At 34.1% G+C, this 16,723-nt stretch carries 16 protein-coding genes; 12 read left to right on the top strand and 4 right to left on the bottom strand.

The genetic code is table 11. The annotated features are described in order from the left end of the window. The first annotated feature begins 260 nt into the window (after nt 1-260). The 10 genes from miaB (at nt 261) to ACNRYB_RS08755 (ending at nt 10,081) form a co-directional block, all read left to right on the top strand. Nucleotides 261-1,706 (top strand): tRNA (N6-isopentenyl adenosine(37)-C2)-methylthiotransferase MiaB, encoded by a 1,446-nt coding sequence (miaB, locus tag ACNRYB_RS08800; protein WP_343705583.1) that lies wholly within the window; start codon nt 261-263, stop codon nt 1,704-1,706. A gap of 44 nt (nt 1,707-1,750) precedes the next feature. Continuing rightward, entirely contained in the window at nt 1,751-1,882 is a 132-nt protein-coding gene (locus ACNRYB_RS08795; RefSeq protein WP_473729811.1) for a GxxExxY protein, read from the top strand. After that, on the top strand, nt 1,848-2,141 hold the full coding sequence (locus ACNRYB_RS08790) for a GxxExxY protein (protein WP_473729810.1): 294 nt from the start codon (nt 1,848-1,850) through the stop codon (nt 2,139-2,141). Before ACNRYB_RS08795 ends, ACNRYB_RS08790 begins: the two co-directional genes overlap by 35 nt. A 190-nt stretch (nt 2,142-2,331) precedes the next feature. Further along, complete coding sequence (locus tag ACNRYB_RS08785; protein ID WP_473729809.1) at nt 2,332-3,591, top strand: sigma-54 interaction domain-containing protein; 1,260 nt, start codon at nt 2,332-2,334, stop codon at nt 3,589-3,591. A 102-nt stretch (nt 3,592-3,693) separates the two neighbouring features. Next, entirely contained in the window at nt 3,694-4,197 is a 504-nt protein-coding gene (locus ACNRYB_RS08780) for an LptE family protein (protein WP_129746383.1), read from the top strand. Nucleotides 4,198-4,297: 100 nt separating this feature from the next. Then, nucleotides 4,298-6,001 carry a tetratricopeptide repeat protein gene (locus ACNRYB_RS08775; RefSeq protein WP_473729808.1) on the top strand — a complete coding sequence of 568 codons (1,704 nt, stop codon included), beginning with the start codon at nt 4,298-4,300 and terminating at the stop codon, nt 5,999-6,001. Nucleotides 6,002-6,004: 3 nt separating this feature from the next. Continuing rightward, a complete protein-coding gene (gene secG / locus ACNRYB_RS08770) occupies nt 6,005-6,346 on the top strand; it encodes a preprotein translocase subunit SecG (protein WP_129746385.1) in 342 nt (113 codons plus the stop codon). 146 nt (nt 6,347-6,492) lie between these two features. Then, the gene (locus ACNRYB_RS08765; protein WP_008467105.1) at nt 6,493-6,768 is read left to right on the top strand and encodes a co-chaperone GroES; all 276 of its coding nucleotides are present in this window, start codon (nt 6,493-6,495) and stop codon (nt 6,766-6,768) included. Between the two features lie 84 nt (nt 6,769-6,852). Beyond that, nucleotides 6,853-8,484, top strand: coding sequence for a chaperonin GroEL (groL, locus tag ACNRYB_RS08760; RefSeq protein ID WP_473729807.1), 1,632 nt, complete (start codon nt 6,853-6,855; stop codon nt 8,482-8,484). A gap of 397 nt (nt 8,485-8,881) precedes the next feature. Next, on the top strand, nt 8,882-10,081 hold the full coding sequence (locus tag ACNRYB_RS08755; protein WP_473729806.1) for an alkaline phosphatase family protein: 1,200 nt from the start codon (nt 8,882-8,884) through the stop codon (nt 10,079-10,081). Between the two features lie 427 nt (nt 10,082-10,508). On the opposite strand, the gene ACNRYB_RS08750 is transcribed toward ACNRYB_RS08755, so the two are convergent. The 4 genes from ACNRYB_RS08750 to ACNRYB_RS08735 all read right to left on the bottom strand — a co-directional run bounded on the left by ACNRYB_RS08750 (nt 10,509) and on the right by ACNRYB_RS08735 (nt 14,662). Then, a complete protein-coding gene (locus tag ACNRYB_RS08750) occupies nt 10,509-11,348 on the bottom strand; it encodes an oxidoreductase (protein WP_473729805.1) in 840 nt (279 codons plus the stop codon). A 91-nt stretch (nt 11,349-11,439) separates the two neighbouring features. Next, nucleotides 11,440-12,348, bottom strand: coding sequence for a helix-turn-helix domain-containing protein (locus ACNRYB_RS08745; RefSeq protein WP_473729804.1), 909 nt, complete (start codon nt 12,346-12,348; stop codon nt 11,440-11,442). Between the two features lie 294 nt (nt 12,349-12,642). Continuing rightward, nucleotides 12,643-14,172: a SulP family inorganic anion transporter gene (locus ACNRYB_RS08740; protein ID WP_473729803.1), complete on the bottom strand. Its 1,530-nt coding sequence runs from the start codon at nt 14,170-14,172 to the stop codon at nt 12,643-12,645. Nucleotides 14,173-14,416: 244 nt separating this feature from the next. Next, entirely contained in the window at nt 14,417-14,662 is a 246-nt protein-coding gene (locus ACNRYB_RS08735) for a hypothetical protein (RefSeq protein WP_473729802.1), read from the bottom strand. An 82-nt stretch (nt 14,663-14,744) separates the two neighbouring features. Between ACNRYB_RS08735 and ACNRYB_RS08730 the strand changes: the two genes are divergently transcribed. After that, nucleotides 14,745-15,827 carry a sensor histidine kinase gene (locus ACNRYB_RS08730; RefSeq protein ID WP_343705576.1) on the top strand — a complete coding sequence of 361 codons (1,083 nt, stop codon included), beginning with the start codon at nt 14,745-14,747 and terminating at the stop codon, nt 15,825-15,827. Then, the gene (locus ACNRYB_RS08725) at nt 15,803-16,516 is read left to right on the top strand and encodes a LytR/AlgR family response regulator transcription factor (protein WP_473729801.1); all 714 of its coding nucleotides are present in this window, start codon (nt 15,803-15,805) and stop codon (nt 16,514-16,516) included. Before ACNRYB_RS08730 ends, ACNRYB_RS08725 begins: the two co-directional genes overlap by 25 nt. The last annotated feature ends 207 nt before the right edge of the window (nt 16,517-16,723 follow it).

Here is a 16,723-nt window from a genome sequence, read left to right as displayed (position 1 = left end):
AAAAAGCGACCAACGGAAGCTCTTTTTATAACATTAGAAACTTTGCTTTTTTTATGAGGACTTGGAGTGGAAAGCTGGAAATAGCTCCTGATAATTCTAAATTGCGAATTGTTAATTATGAATTTCTCTTTATATTTTTTCCTAACCAAAGTCTGCAAATGAATGTTCTCTTAATAATTCTCAAAACATTGTTAATTCTTTATCTGACATCTTGTCATATTCGTTTCAATTACCCTATCTTTGCACTTTGAATTTTTACAATGGAAAAGATTATTGAAGAAAGCAAACAGGGCGAAAGTCTTGTTTTGGAAAATAAACCTGAGAATACTAAAAAACTTTTTATAGAAAGTTACGGCTGTGCGATGAATTTTTCGGACAGTGAAGTCGTAGCTTCCATTTTGTCTGACGGAGGATATAACACAACTTCGGTTCTTGAAGAAGCCGATTTGGTTTTGGTGAATACATGTTCTATTCGTGACAAAGCAGAACAGACTATTCGTAAACGTTTGGAAAAATATAATGCTGTAAAACGTACCAATCCGAAAATGAAAGTGGGCGTTTTGGGCTGTATGGCCGAGCGTTTGAAAAGTCAGTTTTTGGAAGAAGAAAAAATAGTTGATCTTGTTGTTGGTCCTGATGCTTACAAAGATCTTCCAAATTTATTGGCAGAAGTTGAAGAAGGACGTGACGCCATTAATGTAATCTTATCAAAAGAAGAAACTTACGGAGATATTTCGCCTGTTCGTTTAATGAGCAACGGAATTACTGCTTTGGTTTCGATTACTCGCGGTTGTGATAACATGTGTACGTTTTGCGTTGTGCCTTTTACACGCGGTCGTGAACGTAGCCGTGAACCACAGAGTATTATGAACGAAATTCAGGATTTGTGGAATAATGGTTATAAAGAAGTTACACTTTTGGGTCAAAACGTTGACAGTTATCTTTGGTACGGCGGCGGTTTGAAAAAAGATTTTGTAAATGCTTCTGAAATGCAAAAAGCAACTGCAGTAGATTTCGATCAATTGCTTGAAATGGTTGCTGCTGGTTTTCCTAAAATGCGTATTCGATTTTCGACTTCAAATCCGCAGGATATGCATGAGAGCATTTTGCATGTTATTGCGAAATATCCGAATATCTGCAAACATATTCACTTGCCAGTTCAGTCTGGAAGTAACAGAATTTTAAAGGAAATGAATCGTCTTCACAGCCGTGAAGAATATATGGCTTTGATTGACAAAATTAGAGCGATTGTTCCTGATGCTTCGATCTCGCAGGATATGATTGCCGGTTTCCCAACAGAAACAGAAGAAGATCATCAAGATACTTTGAGTTTAATGGAATATGTAAAATATAATTTCGGCTATATGTATTCGTATTCTGAACGTCCTGGAACTTTGGCTGGAAGAAAAATGAAAGATGATGTTGAAGAGGAAACAAAAGCCAGAAGATTACAAGAAATTGTCGATTTACAGCAAAAACATGCTTGGTTTAGAAGCGAGGAATTTGTTGGAAAAACAGTTGAAGTTTTAGTAGAAAAAGTTTCTAAAAAATCTAAAGACGAATTTTCTGGAAGAAATTCTCAAAGCATTACGGTAGTTTTCCCAAAAGAAAATTACAAAATTGGAGATTTCGTAAATGTAAAAATCACAAGCTGTACTTCTGGAACACTGAAAGGTGAAGCTGTAGGATATTCTGAAATGAATTAATTTTTAACCGCAAATTTCCGCAAATTTCCGCAAATTATTTTTTTATGATTGATGGCAACGAATATTACTACAAGAAAGATCAAAATTATCAAATTGTAGGCATATGCATGGAAGTACATAGATTATTAGGACCCGGATTACTTGAAATTGTATATAAAAGATGCATTAGAAATTGAATTTAAAAATAACAACATTCCATATCATCGAGAAAAAGAATTTGCAATTGAATATAAGGGAACTATTTTGCCTCATAAATTTTATGCCGATTTTGTGGTTTATGATGACATAATATTAGAAGTAAAATCTGTAAAAGAAATCTGTAATGATCATCTTGCACAGGTTTTAAATTATATGAAACTAGCAGATACTCCCGTTGGAATAATTGCAAATTTTCAAAACAAATCATTAGTGCACAAAAGATTAATAAATTCATAAATAAAATTTGCGCTAATTTGTGTAATTTGTGGTTAATTAGTAACAAAGATTTCTAACGATTTTAAAAAGATCCGTATTACTCATTTTAATCTGTGGCAAAAGATAAAAATTATAGGCCAAAAGTTTAAACGTTAAAGGTCAAATCAAAAACTTGAAACCTGAAACAAAAAAACTTGAAACAAAAAACTATATGGAAACAGTTCAAGCAATAAAACAACGATTTGAGATTATTGGTAACGATCCAAAGTTAAATCGTGCTATCGAAAAAGCCATTCAGGTTGCTCCAACTGATATTTCGGTTATGGTAACTGGGGAAAGTGGTGTTGGTAAAGAAAATATTCCAAGAATTATACATTCGCTTTCACATAGAAAGCATGGTAAATATATTGCCGTAAACTGCGGTGCAATTCCGGAAGGAACTATTGATAGTGAACTTTTCGGACACGAAAAAGGAGCTTTTACAGGTGCAACAAGCACACGTGAAGGTTATTTTGAAGTTGCAGACGGCGGAACAATCTTCTTAGATGAAGTTGGCGAATTGCCATTAACAACTCAAGTAAGATTACTTCGTGTTTTAGAAAACGGTGAATTTATAAAAGTAGGTTCATCTCAAGTTCAGAAAACCAACGTGAGAATTGTTGCCGCAACCAACGTGAATTTATTCAATGCAATAGAAAAAGGTAAATTCCGTGAAGATTTATATTATCGTCTAAGCACGGTCGAAATTACTTTACCACCTTTACGTGAAAGAAACGATGACATTCATTTGTTGTTTAGAAAGTTTGTAGCCGATTTTGCTCATAAATACAAAATGCCACCTTTAAGACTGGATGATGATGCTATACAGCTTTTGCAAAAATTTAGATGGAGCGGAAATATCCGTCAGCTTCGAAATGTTGCTGAACAGATTTCTGTTTTAGAAACCAATCGCGATATCAGTCTTGCTACTTTACAATCTTACCTGCCAGCCGAAGGAAGCAATTTGCCTTCTGTTATTAGCGACAGCAAAAAAGAAAGTGATTTCAGTACGGAGAGAGACATATTGTACAAAGTGCTTTTTGATATGAGAAGCGACTTGAATGACTTGAAAAAACTGACTTTAGAATTGATGAAAAATGGCACTTCTAAAGTGCAGGATATTAATCCGAATCTAATTCAGAAAATATACGGAAATCAGCAAAACGACAGCGAAATTGATTTTGAAGAAGAACCAAGAACAGCTGTTATGACAACACCTGCAGTTCGTGAAGACAACTATCAAATGCAGGATGATAATTATTTATTTGCTGAAACTATCGAGGAAGAAGAAGTTTTACGTTTGGAACAAAAAGAAATCGAAATGATCAAAAAATCATTAGAAAAAAACAAAGGAAAACGTAAAGCCGCAGCAGATGAATTGGGTATTTCTGAAAGAACTTTATACCGTAAAATCAAGCAATTCGATCTATAAAATAATTAAGTTATAATTTCTAAATTCCAAATCCCAATCATTATATTTGGCCGCAATTGGAATTTAAAACTTTAAACATTGGATTTTTTCCAATAGACATTTATGAAAAAAATATATTCTCTTTTCGCATTATTAAGCCTTTTCATGTTGAGCGGCTGTTCAGTTTATAACTTCACAGGAACTGGAAAAATCGACGCCAAAACATTTCAAGTTAACTTTTTTCAAAATAATGCCGATTTAATTGAACCTGGAATCGATAGAACTTTCACGTTAGCTTTACAGGATTTGATTATGAATCAGACCAACTTAAACTTAGTTAGCAATGGCGGTGATTTGGTTTATGAAGGAGAAATTACAGACTACAGAATCACTCCGATGACTGCAACAGCAGATCAGCAGGCAGCTCAAAACCGTTTATCGATTCGTGTTAATGTGCGTTTTATGAATAAAAAGAAAGAAACAGATGATTTTGAGAAATCATTTGAATTCTATTACGATTTCCCAGGAAGAGACTTGCCAACAGGATCTGTTTTAAATGAAGCAATCAGAGTTATTTTTGAAAGAATCACACAGGATATCTTTAATCAGTCATTGGCAAAATGGTAATTTTGCTGTTTGTTGAATCGTTTAACCGCACAACCGTTTAAGCGATAAAAACAAATAAACGATTAAACAAATTAACCGAGTAAACCCAAAAAAATAAAGAATGAACGTTAGCGATTATACCTACTTAATGAATAAACCCGATGCTATTACTGAAAAGCAAGCGGATGCATTAGGCAGTGTTTTGAATGAATTTCCATATTTTCAAAGTGCTCGTGCATTGCGATTAAAAGGGCTTTACAATCAAAACAGTTTTAAGTATAATTATGCTTTAAAGGTAACTGCTGCACATACGGCAGATCGTTCTGTGTTGTTTGATTTTATTACTTCAGAAGCTTTTACTTCTATTCAGAATGATTTCTACGAACAAAAATTGAGAGATCTTCTTGAAATTACTGTTTTTGACAGCGAGATAATTTCACCAGAACAGATTCAGAAAGCTATCGAGATAAAAACAGATTCTGAAGAACAGCCTGTTCAAGATACAATTAAAGAAAGTCCAATTTCTTCAATTGAAATTCCTTCGGTTACAAAAATCGAAGAACCAATAAAAACGCAGGAACCTATAATTACTGAAGAACCTAAAAAAGTTCCTGAAATTGACCCTTCTATTTTCTTAGCCATAAAGGAAGCACATTCGGTTACTTTTGAAAAACCAGTAACAGTCGAAGAGCCAAAAAAACTTCCAGAAATAGATCCGTCTATTTTTCTCGCTATCAAAGAAGCACATTCTGTTACTTTTGAAAAACCAGTAATTGAAATAGAAAACAAAATTGATTCTACAGATTCAATTTCAAATATTGAAAAAGAGGAAGAAGAAACTAAAGCTTTAATAAAAGAAATAGAAGAAGAAACAACAATAAAGGAAGAACCTAAAATTGACCGTATTGAAAATTCTATTTTAAGTTCTATAAAAGTTTCTGAAACACCTTCTGTTCCAAACCCAATAACTTTTGAAGAACCTAAAAATGAGCGTATTGAAAACTCTATTTTAAGTTCAATTAAAGAAGCAGAAACTGTAAATGCTGAACAATCTGTAAAAGTTGAAGAAATAAAAGCAGAACCTATCGCAGAAGAGCCTGTCTTAAATTCGGTTGAAGATGAGGAAGATGATAGTGTTATCGAAGAAATGATCATTCCGGAATTTAAAATGAATTCTGTTGAACGATCTATTCTTTCTTCTATTAAAGAAGCTGAAACAAAAGCACCTGAAGAACCAAAAGAAGAGATTCTCGAAGTTCTGCAATCTGAGGATAAAGACGAAGAGGAAATCAAAGAAGAAAATGACGAGCCGATTGAAGAAATAATTGAAGAAGAAGAGCCTAATGAGCCTGCAAAAACAGCTGCAGAACATTTAGAAATTGGGAAACCTCTGGATTTTTCTCTTAATGAAAAACACTCATTCCAAGAATGGTTGCAATTATCTAGAACCGAACCAATTGATCGTTCAAATGATATGTCTCCAGAGGAAAAAGCGGAGAAAGAAGCGGCAGAAAAAGCAAGACTAGAAGAAGAAAGACAGAAAAAAGCTGAAATTATCGATAAGTTTATTGAAAATAATCCGAAAATTTCTCCAATTAAACCTGGAAACAGCACTCCAATAGTTCCAATTGAAAGCCCTCCAGAAGACAATTCATACCTAATGACGGAGACTTTGGCTAGAGTTTATCTGGAACAAAAGAAATATACAAAGGCAATTCAGGCATATAAAATATTAATTTTGAAATATCCAGAAAAAATTACTTTCTTTGCAGACCGCATATCGGATATAAAGATTTTACAACAAAATAACAATAACAATAATTAAGTAATGAGCACATTTTCAATTTTTTTAGTTTTAATCACAATAGTTTGTTTTCTATTGATCGTAGTTATCATGGTACAAAACCCTAAAGGAGGCGGATTGTCTTCTACTATCAGCGGAACTCAAATGTTAGGTGGAGTACAAAAAACAACTGACTTTTTAGATAAAAGTACTTGGACTTTAGCTACTGTTTTAATTGTGCTAATTCTACTTTCAAGCTTAAGTTTCACTGGATCTTTAAGCGATACGGAATCTAAAATCATTGACAAAACAGAAGCTCCTGTAAACACACCTGCAGCTCCTGCACAAGGAACTACTCCTGCTCCTGCAGCTCCAGCTACTAAATAATTTTAGCTCAATATAAAAATCTAATGCCAGCCTGTCAAAGCTGGCATTTTTTTTAAGAAAAAATGTCAGTTTTTCCAGCATGGCACAATTTCTGAAAGTTTATAGAACAGAAAAAAAACGTATAACTTATTAATAAATATAAAATCATGGCTTTAAACATTAAACCGCTTTCAGACCGCGTACTTATTGAGCCTGTTGCAGCTGAAACCAAAACTGCCTCAGGTATTTTTATTCCAGATACTGCCAAAGAGAAACCTCAAAAAGGAACTGTTGTAGCAGTAGGAAACGGAACTAAAGATCATACTATGACTGTAAAAGTTGGAGACACTGTTCTTTACGGTAAATATGCAGGAACAGAGTTAAAACTAGAAGGCACTGATTACCTAATCATGCGTGAGGATGATATTTTAGCGATTATCTAAAAAATATTGTATTAAGTACGGAGTAGTAAAAAATTAGAACTTCATTTAACTTGAAACAAATCAAACTTTAAACAAAAAATTAAAATGGCAAAAGATATAAAATTTGATATTGAAGCACGTGACGGTTTAAAACGTGGTGTTGATGCATTAGCAAATGCTGTAAAAGTAACTCTTGGACCAAAAGGTCGTAACGTAATTATCGGAAAATCATTTGGTGGACCTACAGTTACTAAAGATGGGGTTTCTGTTGCAAAAGAAATCGAATTAAAAGACGCATTAGAAAATATGGGTGCGCAAATGGTAAAAGAAGTTGCTTCTAAAACCAATGATTTAGCTGGAGACGGAACTACAACTGCTACAGTTTTAGCTCAAGCGATCGTAAAAGAAGGTCTTAAAAACGTTGCTGCAGGTGCAAACCCAATGGACTTGAAACGCGGTATCGACAAAGCTGTTGAAACTATCGTGGCTGACTTAGCAAAACAAGCTAAAGTGGTTGGAAGCGATTCTGATAAAATTCAGCAAATTGCTTCTATTTCTGCAAACAATGACGAAGTTATTGGTGAATTAATCGCTACAGCTTTCGCTAAAGTTGGAAAAGAAGGTGTTATCACTGTTGAAGAAGCTAAAGGAACTGATACTTTTGTTGATGTTGTTGAAGGAATGCAGTTTGACAGAGGATATCTTTCTCCTTACTTCGTAACAAATCCAGAGAAAATGGAAGTTGAATTAGACTCTCCATATATCTTATTATACGACAAAAAAGTATCTTCTTTAAAAGAATTACTTCCAGTTTTAGAGCCAGTTGCACAATCAGGAAAACCATTATTGATTATCGCTGAAGATGTTGACGGAGAAGCTCTTTCTACTTTAGTAGTAAACAAATTAAGAGGTGCTCTTAAAATTGCTGCTGTAAAAGCTCCAGGTTTTGGAGACAGAAGAAAAGCAATGTTAGAAGATATCGCAATCTTAACTGGTGGAACTGTAATTTCTGAAGAAAGAGGTTATACGCTAGAAAAAACAACTATCGAAATGTTAGGAAACGCAAAAAGAGTTTCTATCGATAAAGACAATACAACTATCGTAAGCGGTGCTGGTGAAGCTGATATCATCAAAAATAGAGTAAACCAAATTAAAGGTCAGATGGAAACTACTACATCTGATTATGATAAAGAAAAACTTCAAGAGCGTCTAGCTAAATTAGCTGGAGGTGTTGCTGTTCTTTATGTTGGTGCTGCTTCTGAAGTTGAAATGAAAGAGAAAAAAGACAGAGTTGATGACGCTTTACACGCAACTCGCGCTGCTGTAGAAGAAGGAATCGTTGCTGGTGGTGGTGTTGCTTTATTAAGAGCAAAACTTGCTTTAGCTGACTTAAAAGCTGACAACGCTGACGAAGCTACAGGAATTCAAATCGTTTCTCGCGCTGTTGAAGCTCCATTAAGAACTATCGTTGAAAACGCTGGTCTTGAAGGTTCTGTTGTTGTAGCTAAAGTTTCTGAAGGAAAAGGTGATTTCGGTTACAATGCAAAAACTGACGAATATGTAGATATGCTTACTGCTGGTATTATCGATCCTAAAAAAGTAACTCGTGTGGCTCTTGAAAACGCTGCATCAGTTTCTGGAATGATCTTAACTACAGAATGTGCATTAATTGATATTAAAGAAGAAAATGCCGGAGGTGGAATGCCAATGGGAGGCGGAATGCCAGGAATGATGTAATTCATTCTCTTCTTAAAATTTAAAAGCGCTGGATTTTTATCTGGCGCTTTTTTTGTTTGCCACTAATTGCACGAATTTCCACTAATGCTTTGTGTAAAAGAAGTTGCCACAGATTACACAGATTAAAAGGATTTCTTTATTGGATACACTAAAAAATTTTCACGCAGATTTTACAGATTCAAGCAGATTAATTTAATTTTTATAATCCATGATCTGCATAAAATAAAAATCCTTTTAATCTGTGCAATCTGTGGCTAATTAAAATATGCGCAAAATATTGAAAAAAAAATAATTCGTGGAAATTAGTGTAATTCGTGGCAAACCTTTTATTTAACATTCTCTTTTTCTTTAAAAAATCTGTTATCAATACCTTTGCGGTTCTATTTAAAATTGCACAATGAGAAAATTCACAACTCACTTTTTATCTTTTACATTTTTGCTTCTCACTACTTTTTTACAAGCCCAAAATAGCAAAGACAATTACGTTGTTTTAATTTCTATGGATGGATTTCGTTGGGATTATGGAAAAATGTATAATCTTCCAAATCTGAAGCAAATTGAAAAAGAAGGCGTTCATGCAAAATCGATGAAACCGTCTTATCCTAGCAAGACTTTCCCAAATCATTATTCTATCGTCACAGGGCTTTATCCAGATCATCACGGAATTATCAATAATGTTTTCTACGATTCTTCTTTAAATCAGTCTTTTTCATTATCAAGTAATGCCAAAAATGATTCGCGTTTTTATGGCGGAAATCCAATTTGGAATTTAGCTGAACAGCAAGGCGTAAAAACAGCTTCTTTCTTTTGGCCAGGTTCTGATATTGATAGCAGAAATCCGAGTTATTTCAAAAATTACGATGGCAAAGTTCCGTATGGTGCCAGAATCGATACGGTTATGAAATGGCTGCAACTTCCAGAAAAACAGCGTCCGCATTTGGTTACTTTATATTTTGACGAACCAGATCATACAGGTCATAATTTTGGTCCGCTTTCGCCAAAAACCGAAAAAACAGTGATCAAGATGGACTCCATTATGGGAGAAATATCTAGACGATTAGATCAATTGCCAATTGGCAAACAAATCAATTTAATTATCGTTTCAGATCACGGAATGGCCACTATCAGCAATGATAAAAAAGTAGCTGTTTTAGATTATCTAAAACCAGAATGGCTAGGTTATAAAGACGTAATTAATCCGATTATGAGTTTACAGGCAAAACCTGGTTATCAGGATTCGATTGCCAATGCCTTGAAAAAAGTGCCTCATATTAAATTCTGGAAATCATCTAAAGTTCCCGAAAGACTACATTACGGAACAAATCCTCGCGTGCATGATTTTGTTATTGAAGCTGAAAAAGGCTGGAGTTTAGTAAGCAAAGAAAGCACTCATATAAATGGCGGAACGCATGGCTATGACAATAATGAAAAAGATATGCATGCTATTTTCTATGCAAAAGGTCCTGCTTTTAAAGTCAATAAAAAAATAAAAACGTTTCAGAATGTTTCGGTTTATCCTTTAATTGCTCATATTCTAGGTTTGCAAGTAGGTGAAATTGATGGAAAACTGAGTGATGTTGAGAGTGCGCTGCGCTAAAATTAGATAATGTGTCAATTTGATAATTAGATAATTTTTGAATTGGAATAGCTCAATATAGTAAGTTGCCTCCAGCTTTAGCTGGAGGTTCACATATTTAAACACCTTGAAAGGCTTTAGCCAAACTAGCAAGTTTGGCTAAAGCCTTTTTCTTATGCACTTTTTATTCCTCCAGCTAAAGCTGGAGGCAAGTCAATAAAACATAAATTTATCTATTGCATAATCGAATGTCACACTGAGCGGAGTCGAAGGGCACGCCAATTAGTATGTAGGCTTCGACTCCGCTCAGCCTGACAAAAACTGAATCAATTATAGAAAACCAAACCCGACTGGTTTTAAAAACCTGTCGGGTTTATCATTGCATTTGGAATTTGGACCCGAGCGATAGCGAACAGGCAAAGCAATTTCAGCTATTGGAATTTCCTATTTAAAGCGCTGTTGAAACAGAAACTGATTTCCAACTTTCCAATTCTGCTTGAACGCTTGCTATTTTTTGGTTCGCCATATTATAAGCATCTTCTCCTAAAAATAAATGTAAAGGCGGATTCTGGTCGTTACTCACTTTTATTAAAGCTTCCGCTAATTTTACAGGATCGCCTGGCTGATTTTCATTGATATCTTCTTTGTGAGCACTTTCAGATTGTCTCACTTCTTTGTACTCTGCAATTGGATTTTGAGGCAATAATAATGAACTATCTTTTAAGAAATCGGTTCTAAAATAACCTGGATAAACAATTGTTGCGTGAACTCCAAATGGTTTTATTTCTGCCGCCAAAGATTCTGTCAAGCCTGCAACTGCAAATTTTGTAGAACAGTAAATTCCCCAGCCCGGAAATTCTCCATAATAACCGCCAACAGAAGAAATATTAAAGATATGTCCCTTTTCATTTGCACGGAAAATCGGCATTGCATTTCTGATTACATTTAATAATCCGAAAACATTTACTTCGTAGTTTTTTCTTGATTCTGCGTCGCTTAATTCTTCTAATGCGCCTAATAAGCCATAACCAGCATTATTTACTAAAACGTCAATTGTTTTAAAATGGCTTACGGTTTTGTCAATTGCATTTTTAACGCTTTTTTCATCAACCAAATCCATTTCTAAAGGAAGAAAACTTTCCGACAAACCACCCAATTCTTTAATTAAAGAAGCTTCACTTCTTGATGTTGCCGCTACTTTATAACCTTCTGCTAGTAATTTTTTAGCCAATTCTAATCCAAGTCCTTTTGAAGCACCTGTGATAAACCAAACTTTTTTATTGTCCATGATTTTAATTTTTTACGTTATAATTACAGGACAAAGGTATAAGCGAAGTGCTTCTCAAATATTGAAGCAATCAAACAAGAAGTTGCAAAAATCAAACAATTTCTGCTAAACGATAATTTTTTGGAGAAACCTGAACATTCTTTTTGAAAAAATTGATAAAATGAGACAATTCTTCAAATCCTAAGCACCATGCAATTTCATTAATATTCCAATTGGTTTGTTTTAGCAAAATCATCGCTTCTTGAACAATTCTTTCTGAAATAATCTGTGAAGTTGTTTTTCCAGTTGTTTCCTTTAATGCCTTATTCAAATGATTCACATGCACATTTAATTGATTTGCAAATTCAGAAGGCGAGCGGAAATTAATCTGCTGAGAAATCGATTCAATTGGAAATTGTCGCTCTAACAATTCCAAGAACAAAGAAGAAACACGAATTGTAGCATTCGATTTACTGTATAATGAAGCAGTTACAGTCTGCGTTTTTAAAGCTAGGTGAATAATCTCAAAAACAAGATTTCGAAGCACATCATATTTAAAAGCATAATCAGAATTGATTTCGTCCAGCATTCTTAAATACACTGCTTTTAAAGATTCTGCCAATTCAACAGAAACTGGAACAACAGGATTACCGCCCGGCTGAAACAACGGATATTCTTTTAAATTTCCAAACTGGCTAAAAAAAGCATCAGTAAAAATGCAGAAAAAGCCAGTCTGATTTTCATCTATATGTTCCCAACTATACGGAATCTGCGGATTGGCAAAGAATAAAGCCTGATCTTCAATCGAAACAACTTTATCAGCATAATGCACTTTGTTTCTTCCAATGATTAAACTGATTTTATAAAAGTCTTTTCGTGTGTAAGGCAACGGATTACAAGTACTTCCAATGTAATCATCCAGTTTAAAAACATTAAAATGTCCGATCTCTTTTTTTAGATTTTCGGGCATTCCTTTTATTTTTACTGTATAAAAGTCCTCTAAAGTTTCTGTTAGTTTCATTTTACAAAGTTACAAAAATCAAACATTCGATAATTAGAAAATTTGTCAATTTGATAATGAGATAATTTTGGATGTTGTTTTAATTGTCACCCTGAGCGGAGTCAAAGAACGCTCCAATTGGCATGTGGGCTTCGACTCCGCTCAGCCTGACAAACCAATAAACATAACAAACCCGACAGGTTTTTAAAATCTGTCGGGTTTGTTGTTACAAAACGTTAGACGCACTGCAGTGCGTCTCTACAGATACACGCTGCCAATATCATTATCTAATTATCTAATTGTCACATTTTCTAATTAACTAACCACTTTATAAGTAGGATCTTCAATAACATTAACTTTTATAACCGCATCAGCATTTTTCAGCAATTGTCTACAGTCGGCGCTTAAATGCTGTAATTCTACAGTTTTATTAACCTGATTGTACTTTTTAGTAATATTATTCAAAGCTTCAATTGCCGACATATCAGAAACACGGCTTTCTTTAAAATCAATTATAATATGATCTGGATCATTCTGGATATCAAATTTCTCCAAAAAAGCAGTAGTAGAACCAAAAAATAACGGTCCAAAAATTTCATAATGTTTTATTCCGTTTTCATCGATATAATGTCTTGCTCGAATTCTTTTGGCACTTTCCCAAGCAAAAACCAAAGCAGAAATAATGACACCAATTAAAACCGCCAAAGCGAGATTATGCAATACAATTGTAATTAAAGCTACTAGAATTCCAACAAAAATATCATGTTTAGGCATTTTATTGATAATCTTGAAACTTGCCCATTCAAAAGTGGTAATGGCAACCATCATCATAACACCAACTAAAGCTGCCATTGGCAATTTTCCGATTACGGGAGCTCCAAAAAGAATAATCATTAAAATAGTCAAAGCGCCAATAATTCCCGCAAGTCTGGCTCTTGATCCTGCTCCAAGATTTACTAAAGTCTGCGCAATCATTGGACAGCCTCCCATTCCGTAGAAAAAACCATTTAAGATATTTGAGCTTCCTTGTGCAATACATTCTCTGTTGCTGTTTCCTCTTGTTCCTGTAATTTCGTCAACTAAATTCAGCGTAAGCAAACCTTCTGTCAAACCAACAGCGGCAACAATTACCGAATACGGAAATATGATTTTTAAAGTCTCAAAAGAAAACGGAATATTCGGAATATGAAACGGAGGAAATCCGCCTTGAACCGAAGCAATATCTTCTACAGTTTTAGTTTCAATATTAAAAATAATTACGATTGCAAAAACAACCATAATGGCCACCAGAGATGCTGGAACCGCTTTTGTAATCTTAGGAAAAACCAAAACAATCGCAATTGTCAAAGCAACCAAACCTAACATAATATACAAAGGAGTTCCTTGAAGCCAAGAAACCTGACCATTGACAACGGTTTTAAACTGTTCTAACTGCGACATAAAAATCACCACCGCCAAACCATTTACAAAACCAAACATTACGGGCTGCGGAACTAACCGAATAAATTTTCCTAGTTTAAAAAGTCCAATGCAGATCTGGACGACACCACCAAGAGCGACAGCGGCAAAAACATATTCTATTCCGTGCGACTTCATCAAGGCAATCAAAACAATTACCGTTGCTCCTGCGCCGCCCGAGATCATTCCTGGTCTTCCGCCAAAAATAGCCGTCACTAATCCAGCAATAAAAGCTGCATATAAACCAACTAATGGCGGAAATCCAGCCAAAATAGCAAACGACAACGATTCTGGAATCATAGTCATTGCTACAGTTAAACCCGCTAAAATTTCGTTTTTATAATTGACTTTCTGGCTAAAATCGAAGAGTTGGAATGCTTTTTTCATGGCGTAAAATTAGAAAAATAATACGCAAAAGAGTAAACCTTTTATACGATAAAAAGTGATTGAAAAACATTTGAAGAAAAACAGTTAAATCAGACTAACTGTTCTAGAAGAAAAAGAAAAATAGAAAGTATAAAACTTAGCATTTCAGATTTAGTATTAAAATTAGAATATCACACAAAATACTTACAAAAAACATAAATACGTTAGCGTATATACACCTGTTTTAGAAATAGAACGTGTTAAATTATTCTAACCGCACACAAGTGTAACCTAAACGGTTTACATAATCTACAACATTATCATACTGCAAATCAACACCTTCAATTCTTAAAATTTTATCGCAGTCTTCTAGATCAAAATTGATTTTATAATCTGGAAACTGATTTTGTATCACTGTTATGATATAATCCCGATCAGATTCTTCCTGAACATTTGTTTTAAAAATCTCCACAATCCTATCGGTATCTTTTAATTCTTTAAACTGGTACATTTTATTTTTTATTAAAAAGATTTATAGAAACTCAGATCAAAAATAATGGAGAAGCCTTTATTTTAACAGCAATTTTATACCAATGGCGTCTAATTTATACGAATGGCGTTGGTATAAATTATTCCTGATAAATGCTTACAAACTATACGATTATATTATTTTTGCCGCTATGACAATTGCAAAAATCTACCAGAATTTTTTTCTACGAAACTTAATCGTAAATACTCTTGTTTATTTGGTCATTCTGGCCTGTATTTACGACGAAATAAAACTCAACGGACATAGCTGGTCTTATATTCTCAGTAAAATTGCCATGGGCTATTTCCCTTGCATTGTTTGGATTACGGTTTTTAATATCTGCATCATCAACCCTTTTTTATTTCACAAAAGGTTTAAAATCTTTTTTACGCTTCTTGCGGTCTATTGGACAGGTTTTTACTTTTTTATGAATTGGTTTTTTCCGCTTGTTGGGTTAGGAAATTTAAAAGCGCTTCAGATTGTATCATTGATCATAAACGGCTGTTTTTTCTATTTTCTGCACATTGTAATTACCAAAAAAATGAGTCAGGCCGATAAAGATATTATGAATTTCAAATCGGAACTTTCGTTTTTAAAACAGCAATTGAATCCGCATTTTTTATTGAATGCCATGAATAATCTTTACGGAGAAGCATTAGCAGAACCAGAAAAAGTTCCAGATCGAATACTGAATCTTTCAGATTTACTGCGTTATCAGATAGAAGCTTCTAAAAAAGATTTTGTTTTAATGCAGGAAGAAATTGCGTTTATAAAAAAATATATAGAATACTACACTTTTAGAAACGAAAGACTAGCTGTAACGCAAAAAATAGAAGGCGTTCATGACCAAATCGAGATTCCGCCTTTGTTCTTTCTGCCTTTGGTAGAAAATGCTGTGAAGTTTTCGGCCGAAACGGCTGAGCCTTTTATTGATTTAGATTTAAAAGTAAATTGCCGAAATTTGTCTTTTACCATAAAAAACAATTATCTCGATTCGGGATCGCGTCTTTCGAGCACGGGAATCGGAATTGAAAACCTAAAAAGACGTCTGGAAGTCTACCGCTTAAAACACGATTTAAGCTGTAAAAAAGACAAAAACATGTTTATCGTAAAATTGAATATATGGCACTTACCTACCGCTGTCTAATAGTTGATGACGAATCGCCGGCGCACAAAGCCTTGATTTCGCACATCTCCAAATTTGACGAACTGGAACATTCCGGAAGCGCTTTTAATGGTATGGAAGCCATAAAATTGCTCAACGAAAACCAATACGATATTATTTTTCTTGATATTAATATGCCTGTAATTTCGGGTGTCGAATTAATGGAACTCCAGCCCAAACGCCCAATAACGATTGTGACAACGGCATATTCTGACTTTGCGCTTTCGGCTTACCAAAACGATGCAATCGATTATCTGATGAAACCTATTTCATTCGATAAATTCTCAAAAGCAATCGAAAAAGCCAAAACCTATCATTCGGGAAATAACCTAAAAAAAGGAAACACCGACGACGAAAAAGTACTTTCTTATCGCTCGAACGGACAAGTAATTGAAACGCCTCTTTCGGATATTTTATATATCGAAAGTCTGGGCAATTATATGAAATTGTACAACTGCAAATTAAAATCTCCAATTGTTATTTACGGTTCGCTTGCGAGTATAAGTGCCGAAATTGATTGTGCACATTTCGTACAAGTACATCGATCTTATATTGTAAATACAACTAAAATTTCTGCTGTTACGACTAAAAACCTTACGATGTCTAATGGCGATATTATCCCTGTGGGAAGGAAGTATCAGATTCTGCTAAATAATCTTCCAATTAGATAATTTGTCAATTTGGATAATTTAGATAATTTTTGAAAAGCTCAACTTTTTTTTAAGTTGGGCTTTTTGTTTTTTACGCGTTTGTAAAATACGTAAAAGTACTTGTTGTTGAGTTTTTATTTATTGGTATAATTGTTTGGAAATAAATTTGTTGGATTATGGATTTCCGTAAAACATCAATTCTTAAAAAATTATCTTTACTAGGATTTA

The sequence above is a fragment of the Flavobacterium sp. CR10 genome, assembly GCF_055814415.1.
This window is presented reverse-complemented; position numbering and strand designations above follow the sequence as displayed.